Genomic DNA, 7,279 nt, shown 5'->3' with positions numbered 1-7,279 from the left:
CAACTTTTTTGGTACCGTTGGAAAAAAACGACCCAGTGGAAACGCAAAAACTACGACTTGCACAATGTTTCGGGCTTTTACGTGAGTTTGCTGGCCCTGGTTTTTGCGGTGACGGGTTTGGTGTGGGGATTTACCTGGTTTGCACAAGGTTATTACACGGCAATGGGGGGCAAAAAATCCCTGCTTTACGTAGATCCAATTTCGGTAAAAAATCCAGCGATCCTCACCGATGAGCAGTCGCCATTGGACAAAGTGTGGTTAAAAATGCAGGCGGAATACCCCAGTGCTAAAAGTATTGAGGTGCACCCACCTGAGACGGATTCTTCTTCCATCGCGGCCAACGCCAATTTCCAGGAAGGAACGTATTGGAAAACCGATTATCGCTACTTCGATCAATACACCTTGCAGGAAATGCCCGTGGAGCACATTTACGGACGGCTTAAAGATGCGGGCCTGGCCGATAAACTGTTGCGCATGAATTATGACATCCATGTGGGGGCAATTGGTGGACTGGCAGGAAAGATATTGGCTTTTTGTATCAGTTTAGTGATTGCTACACTGCCAGTTACGGGGTTTTACATTTGGTATGGACGGCGGTGGAAAAAGGTGGAGAAAGCGCCAAAATCCAATCAGGCTCTGGTCGAAACTTTGTCTTAAAATAGTATTGTACTTACCTGTACTTAAACCGGTATAAATACGGCGCTTTATTCGCAGCCCCAGTGAATTTTTTTTCAAGCCGCTCCAGCACATCAAGGTCGAGGATTTTTTTCTGAAAATTAGTCCTCCAAAATTCTTCACCAGAAATGGTTTCGTAAACCTCCTGTACCTCTTTCATGGTAAAGGTATCTGGTAAGAGGTTGAAGGCGTTCAACTTTACATCCAGGTCACGCCTTAGCGTTTTTAAAGCAAGCTCCACAATCTCCTGATGATCCAAAATCATCGTGGGCAATTCCTGGACCGGGTGCCATTCAATGGTTTGGTCGATGCTGCTCTTCTGTGGCTGTACTTTGCCGATGTCCACCAATGCATAATAACCAATGGCGATAAATCTTTTGGTAAACCAGTCATAATCTTCCTTACTCGATTCGCCAAGGGATAGCCGATCAGAATTGAGCTCGATCAATCTGTCCAAAAAAGCCGCATGGTTGCGGGCCACTTTTCCAAAAACCCTGAATTGCTCCAGGTAAAGGTTTTCGATACCTGTGCGAAACTGCAGGATTTTCTGAGCGGCTATATCAATGTCGTCATTTTGCTGTACAAACCCACTAGGCAAAGCCCAAAAATCTCCATTAAAATCCAGTTTTGGAATCAAGACTTTTAACTGTCGACTTTCATATCCAAAGATGACACAATCAATGGTGATTTGTGGAATTAGGTCTTGTTTGCTTGGGTTGATCATGTTGCTATTTGTTCCAACGACTCCTCAAGTAATATGCTGCTGTTTTGGGTTTTCGGTCGCGGGTAAAGACTCCTTTGTAATTGACGCCACCAAAACGGATGATGCCTTGCCCGGTTTTAAAATCCGAAAACGCCCAGACGTGCATCCCCGCAATGTAGTCTTTTTGATCGGCAAAATCGAGGTAAGCTTTTAGAAATTCAACCTGAAATTCTTCCGTGAACATTTCAGATTGCTCGGTGTGCATACCAGGGTAAGTATCTGCGCCAAACTCGGTGATGATGATGGGCTTGTTGTAGGCTTTGTGCAAGCCATCCAGCTCCAGATGCAGTAGTTTGGTCGCTGCGGCCAATTCGCCAGTGTGCGTATACCATCCATAGTAGCGGTTTACACACATGACGTCGCCCAGACCAACCCATTCTTTGGGGCCGCCCATTACACCAACCAAAGTGGCCAAACGGGTATTGTCTTTCGCTTTGACCAGCGCAAATAATTCCTTAAACAATTCAATACTTTTGGGGCTGGCTGAGCGGTCACCGCCACCGCCGCTTACACTCAAATCCTTGGGAAAAGGCTCATTAGCAATGCACCACATGATGACGGAGGGGTGGTTTTTATCCCGGGTAATCAGTTCGTTGAGGTATTGCTTACAGATGACTTGGCGCTGGGCGAGTTCGGTGGTATCGCCATGGAAGTACAAGCCAACCGCCGGGATTTCATCAATGATCAAAAAACCTTCCCGATCGGCCATCCGCATAAACTCCTCATCATAAGGGTAGTGGGAGGTGCGAAATGAATTTGCACCGGTCCATTTCATGAGGGCAAAATCTTTGATCATCACCGGGTTTGAACTGCCTCTGCCAATGATGGGAAAATCTTCATGTTTACCAAAACCTTTCAGGAAAATGGGTTTACCGTTGAGCAATACTTGTTTGTTGTTGGTACTGATGGTGCGTACTCCTGTTTCGAGGCTGTAGTGGTCAAGGGTAGTTTTAGCATCGCTGATGCTGACATCCAGGGTATACAAATGAGGATCTTCGGGTGACCATAGCCGAACTTCCGGGATCGAAACATTTACCGTCGCTTGATTATTCGTCAAGGAAAAAGGGACTTCAAACCGTTTGCCATTGCCGAATAGGATCACAGTACCTTTACTGGCCTTGCCCTCCGTTTCAATTTTCACTTCAACATGGCCGGTGGTATTGGTAAAACCCGTTTTAACCGTAATGTCTTTGATAGAGGCAATACTAGGCAAACTGTATAGCCAGACATCGCGATGCAAGCCAGCATATGGAAAAAAGTCGTAGTTAGACTTGGGAAAATTGGTGAAAGGCCCACCTTTTACTTCGCCAGTAGGCACACGAGTTGGCTTGAGCAGATTTTCCACTTGGATGCTGATGCGGTTGCTGGAACCCCACTTGAGATAGGAGCCTATTTCAAAGGCAAAGGGCAGGTTACCACCCTCGTGTTTGCCCACCAATTGGCCGTTTATCCACACTTTTGCGGCATAAGTAGCCGAACCCACCCGGATAAAAATGCGTTGCCCTCGCCAAGGGCTCGGCGCGTAAGTTTCTTTTTCATACCACACCATCCCCAGGTAGTCGCGACTATCCGTAAACTGCTCGTTCCAGCTACCGGGTACTGCGATGGAGCGATAAGCAGTAAGGCCGTTTTGCCAGTTTTCTTTTTCCCCTACTTCGAGAGAGTCCTTTTTAAAACGCCAAATACCGGATAGATTGAAGGTGTTTCTGATCTCGTTTTGTTGTGGAAAAAGGGCAATACTCGAGATGTCATTGCTCGATTGGCTATTGGCATTTAGATGATAAAGACTCAAAATGGCCAAAAAGAAAAGTGTGCGCAAGTTGTTCATTTTAAGTGCGATATTAAGGGTGGTGCAGGATTTTTTGCAAAGATAAACTATGAAGCGGGATTAATGTATTTTTTTTATACAATAGAAAAATTTTCTCTTACCTTTGTTCCATTCATTAGTAGTGGGGCAAAATGAACATTTATTTTTTATTGCCCCTTATCAACTCAGCTATCAATATCATCATGAAAAAATGCTTTAAACAAGGTTTGTTCGCATCCTTACTTAGCGGGTTTTTACTTGGAGTTTGCTTTGGCTTAGCGGGTCAGGCTCCCTACAACCCTGCACAGGATTCTATGTTTAGTAAACCTTACATTGACCTTGATGAATGGCGAGATACGCCGGTGCGGCATCGTTATGTTCATGGTGGTTTTGCTGGGACAGGCACCCGTTTTTCGTTTTATTTCCCAGCTAAAGAACAGTACCAGGGCCGCTTTTTCCAGTACATCACCCCCTTCCCAGATCATGAAAACCTATCACAAGGCGCAAAGGGAGAAGAGGATAAAATTGGCTTTTCGATCAGTAGCGGGGCTTATTTTATCGAAACAAATGGTGGCGGTAGGGTAGATTTTGGCCGACCAGGTATTCCTTCAGACCCTTTGATTGGGGCCTATCGTGCCAATGCGGCGAGTGCGCACTTTTCCCGTACAGTTGCTGTGCAGATGTACGGGGCTCATCGTACCTATGGATATTGCTTTGGAGGCAGCGGCGGAGCTTACCGAACCATCGGAGGCATTGAAAACACAGAGGGAGTATGGGATGGGGCTGTTCCTTATGTATTGGGTTCACCGATGGCCATTCCCAACGTATTCTCGGCGCGTATGCACGCCATGCGGATTTTGAATGATAAGTTGCCACAAATCATTGATGCAATGGATGCCGGGGGCAGTGGCGATATGTATATGGGTTTAAACGAAGAGGAAAAACAAGCCTTGGCAGAAGTTACCAGAATGGGTTTTCCACCACAATCCTGGTTTGGGTACAAAACGATGGGGATTCACGGATTCATAGCCCTGTATCAGGGAATGAAAATGGCTGACCGCAAATATTTTGATGATTTCTGGACCGTCAAAGGTTATCTGGGTACAAACCCCACCGCGTCACTTTTGAATGCGCGCCTGCAAAAAAACAGCAAAATTAAATTGGCCATACCCATTGATGAAGCCGTGAAACTGGGGATAAAAGAACCTATATCGGAGGGCGAGCGGGGCTCAGCGGACCTGGCCTGGAAAAGTATCGGTGGCACAGCAGGTGCAATGCCGGTGGCTTTCCAACTCGAAGATGTGTTACCCGCAGTTCATTTTTTAGGAGGAGACCTCATCATTAAATCTGGTGCTGCTGCGGGTAAAAGCATTCAACTGGCTAGTGTGTTTGGTGATAAAGTCGTTTTTGGCCCGGTTGATCCTGCGGTTTTAGCTCAAATCAAAGTTGGTGATGAAGTGTTTGTGGACAATTCTAATTTTTTAGCCGTACAAACTTACCATCGACACCAGGTACCTGGAAAAGAATATCAGGTTTGGGATCAGTTTCGGGATGCCGCTGGCAATCCACTTTACCCACAACGGCCAATGCTGTTGGGGCCTCTATTTACCAGAGGAGCCGCCGGGGTTTTGCCTACGGGTAAATTCAAGGGTAAAATGATCCTGCTCTGCTCTTTGTGGGACAGGGAAGCGTTTGCCTGGCAGGGCGACTTTTATCGCGAAACCGTAAAAGCCAATCTCGGAGATAAAACTGATGATGTGTTCCGGTTGTGGTATACCGACCGGGCCCTACACGGTGATCTGTCAAAACAAGAAGATCCCACCCGCACCGTCAGTTATTTGGGTGTCTTGCAACAAGCACTTCGTGACTTGAGCGCCTGGGTAGAAAAAGGTGTTCTTCCACCCGCTTCCACTCAATACAAAATTGAGGACGGTCAGGTGATTGTACCGGCAAAAGCACAGGACCGAAAAGGCATTCAACCAGTGGTTCAACTTCAGGTCAATGGCAAAAAACGCGCTGATGTGGCCCTTGGGCAAAAAATAACTTTTGCTGCAAGTGTGGAACTAGCTCCAAACTCTGGGAAGCTGGTTTCGGCTGACTGGGATTTTGAAGGTGGGGGTACTTTCCCGATTACCAGTAAAATTAGAAATGACAAACTTCAGCTAAAAACGAGATATACCTTTCTAAAGCCAGGTACTTATTTTCCTACATTACGTATTGCTGTCCAACGCGAAGGCTCAGCTGAAACTGCCTTTGCAAGAATCCAAAATCTGGATCGGGTACGGGTAGTGGTAAAATAAGCTACCAATAAAACCAAAGTCATGCAAGCGAAAGATAAAGTCATAGTTCTTACCGGTGCCGGGAGTGGTATCGGCCAAGAGCTGGCGGTACAACTGCTGCGGAAAGGTGCAAGAATTGCGGGCATCGACATCCATTCCGATGCCTTAGCCCAAACCCAAGCTTTGGCTGGGGTGGGGGATGACCAGTTTAAGGGCTTTGCTCTGGACATCTCCGACAAGCAAAAAGTAGATGAACTTCCTGCCCAAGTCATTGAACATTTTGGTACGGTGGATGGCCTGATCAACAATGCGGGAATCATCCAAAAATTTCTCCCGATCAAGGACCTGAGCATCGAAGACATCCAGCGGGTCATGAATGTCAATTTTTATGGGACCCTTTATTTGATCAAAGCTTTTTTACCCCTGTTTTTAGAACGGCCAGTGGCACATATCGTAAATGTATCGAGCATGGGCGGTTTTATTCCTTTCCCTGGACAAACTGCTTACGGGGCTTCAAAAGCAGCGGTAAAGTTATTTACAGAGGGGCTTTATGCAGAGTTAAAGGCCACGCCTGTAAGGGTAACTGTAGTGCACCCTGGAGCCATTGCGACCCATATTATGGAAAACTCTGGCCTGGGTAAGCCCAGTGTTTCTGCGGCTCAGGCCAATCGTGCCCTGCCCGCCGCTAAAGCGGCTGAAATCATCATTAAGGCGATGGAAAAGGATCAATACAGGGTTATGGTTGGGAATGATGCTAGTTTCCTGGACCTTTTTTATCGTTTAAATCCCAGGAGAGCGACGGATTTTATTCAGCGGAAGATGGCGGATGTGATGCGTTAATCTTTGAAAGGCAGGAGAATAAGGGCGTTTATAGAGTCGCTTAATCAAATTTAATCTTCCGCACTATCAAGCTGGGCAGTAATTCATTTACCCCCTTTTGCACAAATCCCATCTATCCACGCAAACAGTTCGTTCAGGTCGTAATCGCCGCTATGTGGTTTTTCCCAAGGCAATTCCAGGTTCACGTCATACCCTTTGTTGTCAAGCAGGGTTGCCAGCATCACTGGAATGGCAAAACTGGTGTCTTTGTCTTTGGCTCCATGCCGGATGCGCCAATGTTTGGAAGTAGCGCTTTGGGGGGCACCGATGTAGTGCATGGGGTTCATCATTTTTACCAGGAGTGGATCTGCCAGTGGGCTTGTTGCTTTGCTCTGGTTCTGGGCAAAGGAGGTAAAATGCAGGTTCGGTACTGTTGCCGTTCCAAACAGGTTATTCTCAGGGGAGGTCATGTCCAGGGCATCAAAGGCCGGAGGAGTTTTCATGCGTTCGATGTATTTGATGTAGGCGTTGTAGTCCAGGGCATTGACTTTGCCATTGCTGATGCTTAAAAAAGCAAAGGAGGATAAGTCAGTTCCCTTGTCCAATTCTTTTTGGGCCGAAGCGATCAAATAGGACCTCACCAATTCCTTAAAATTGCCGTTCCCGTCCTTGCCCAGGGAAAGCAGTGCGCCACTTTTATCCTTTAATTTCAAACCGTTGAGATAAGCTGGAAACAACACTTTCAATTGCTGAGCAACCGCAATTTGCTCAGCGCTCAGGGAAGCAGGAGCAGGGGGCAGGGCAAACGCATTAAAATTTGAGGGTATTTTCTCTATACTTGTCCGACAATGCACATCGGTTCATTCTACGATTAATGCTGACTTTAGGTTTGTCACCATTTGTTTTGAGTAGGTTGAGCGCCATTCGGCGGATGAG

At 46.6% G+C, this 7,279-nt stretch carries 6 protein-coding genes; 3 read left to right on the top strand and 3 right to left on the bottom strand.

The window, feature by feature from the left end:
• The coding region (locus tag SFV55_RS08480) for a PepSY-associated TM helix domain-containing protein (protein WP_320029057.1) at positions 1–657 on the top strand (657 nt) is incomplete at its 5' end.
• Positions 658–670: 13 nt separating this feature from the next.
• Here SFV55_RS08480 and SFV55_RS08475 read toward each other — a convergent pair.
• Both SFV55_RS08475 and uidA read right to left on the bottom strand, forming a co-directional pair.
• Complete coding sequence (locus tag SFV55_RS08475) at positions 671–1,399, bottom strand: NrtR DNA-binding winged helix domain-containing protein (RefSeq protein WP_320029056.1); 729 nt, start codon at positions 1,397–1,399, stop codon at positions 671–673.
• A 4-nt stretch (positions 1,400–1,403) separates the two neighbouring features.
• A complete protein-coding gene (uidA, locus tag SFV55_RS08470; RefSeq protein ID WP_320029055.1) occupies positions 1,404–3,257 on the bottom strand; it encodes a beta-glucuronidase in 1,854 nt (617 codons plus the stop codon).
• 302 nt (positions 3,258–3,559) lie between these two features.
• On the opposite strand from uidA, the gene SFV55_RS08465 reads away from it, so the two are divergent.
• Together SFV55_RS08465 and SFV55_RS08460 are read left to right on the top strand one after the other, a co-directional pair.
• The gene (locus SFV55_RS08465) at positions 3,560–5,545 is read left to right on the top strand and encodes a PKD domain-containing protein (RefSeq protein WP_320029054.1); all 1,986 of its coding nucleotides are present in this window, start codon (positions 3,560–3,562) and stop codon (positions 5,543–5,545) included.
• Between the two features lie 21 nt (positions 5,546–5,566).
• Entirely contained in the window at positions 5,567–6,364 is a 798-nt protein-coding gene (locus SFV55_RS08460) for an SDR family NAD(P)-dependent oxidoreductase (protein ID WP_320029053.1), read from the top strand.
• Positions 6,365–6,447: 83 nt separating this feature from the next.
• Here SFV55_RS08460 and SFV55_RS08455 read toward each other — a convergent pair whose 3' ends face one another.
• Positions 6,448–7,197, bottom strand: a complete 750-nt coding sequence (locus SFV55_RS08455) for a hypothetical protein (protein WP_320029052.1) — start codon at positions 7,195–7,197, stop codon at positions 6,448–6,450.
• Positions 7,198–7,279: the final 82 nt, after the last annotated feature.

It is taken from the genome of Haliscomenobacter sp., from assembly GCF_033763495.1.
Taxonomy (GTDB): Bacteria; Bacteroidota; Bacteroidia; order Chitinophagales; family Saprospiraceae; genus Haliscomenobacter.
This window is presented reverse-complemented; position numbering and strand designations above follow the sequence as displayed.

Bases quoted from the DNA above. Each gene is read 5' to 3' on its own strand.
- SFV55_RS08475 (WP_320029056.1), bottom strand. From the start codon at position 1,399: ATGATCAACCCAAGCAAACAAGACCTAATTCCACAAATCACCATTGAT.
- SFV55_RS08465 (WP_320029054.1), top strand. From the start codon at position 3,560: ATGTTTAGTAAACCTTACATTGACCTTGATGAATGGCGAGATACGCCG.
- SFV55_RS08460 (WP_320029053.1), top strand. From the start codon at position 5,567: ATGCAAGCGAAAGATAAAGTCATAGTTCTTACCGGTGCCGGGAGTGGT.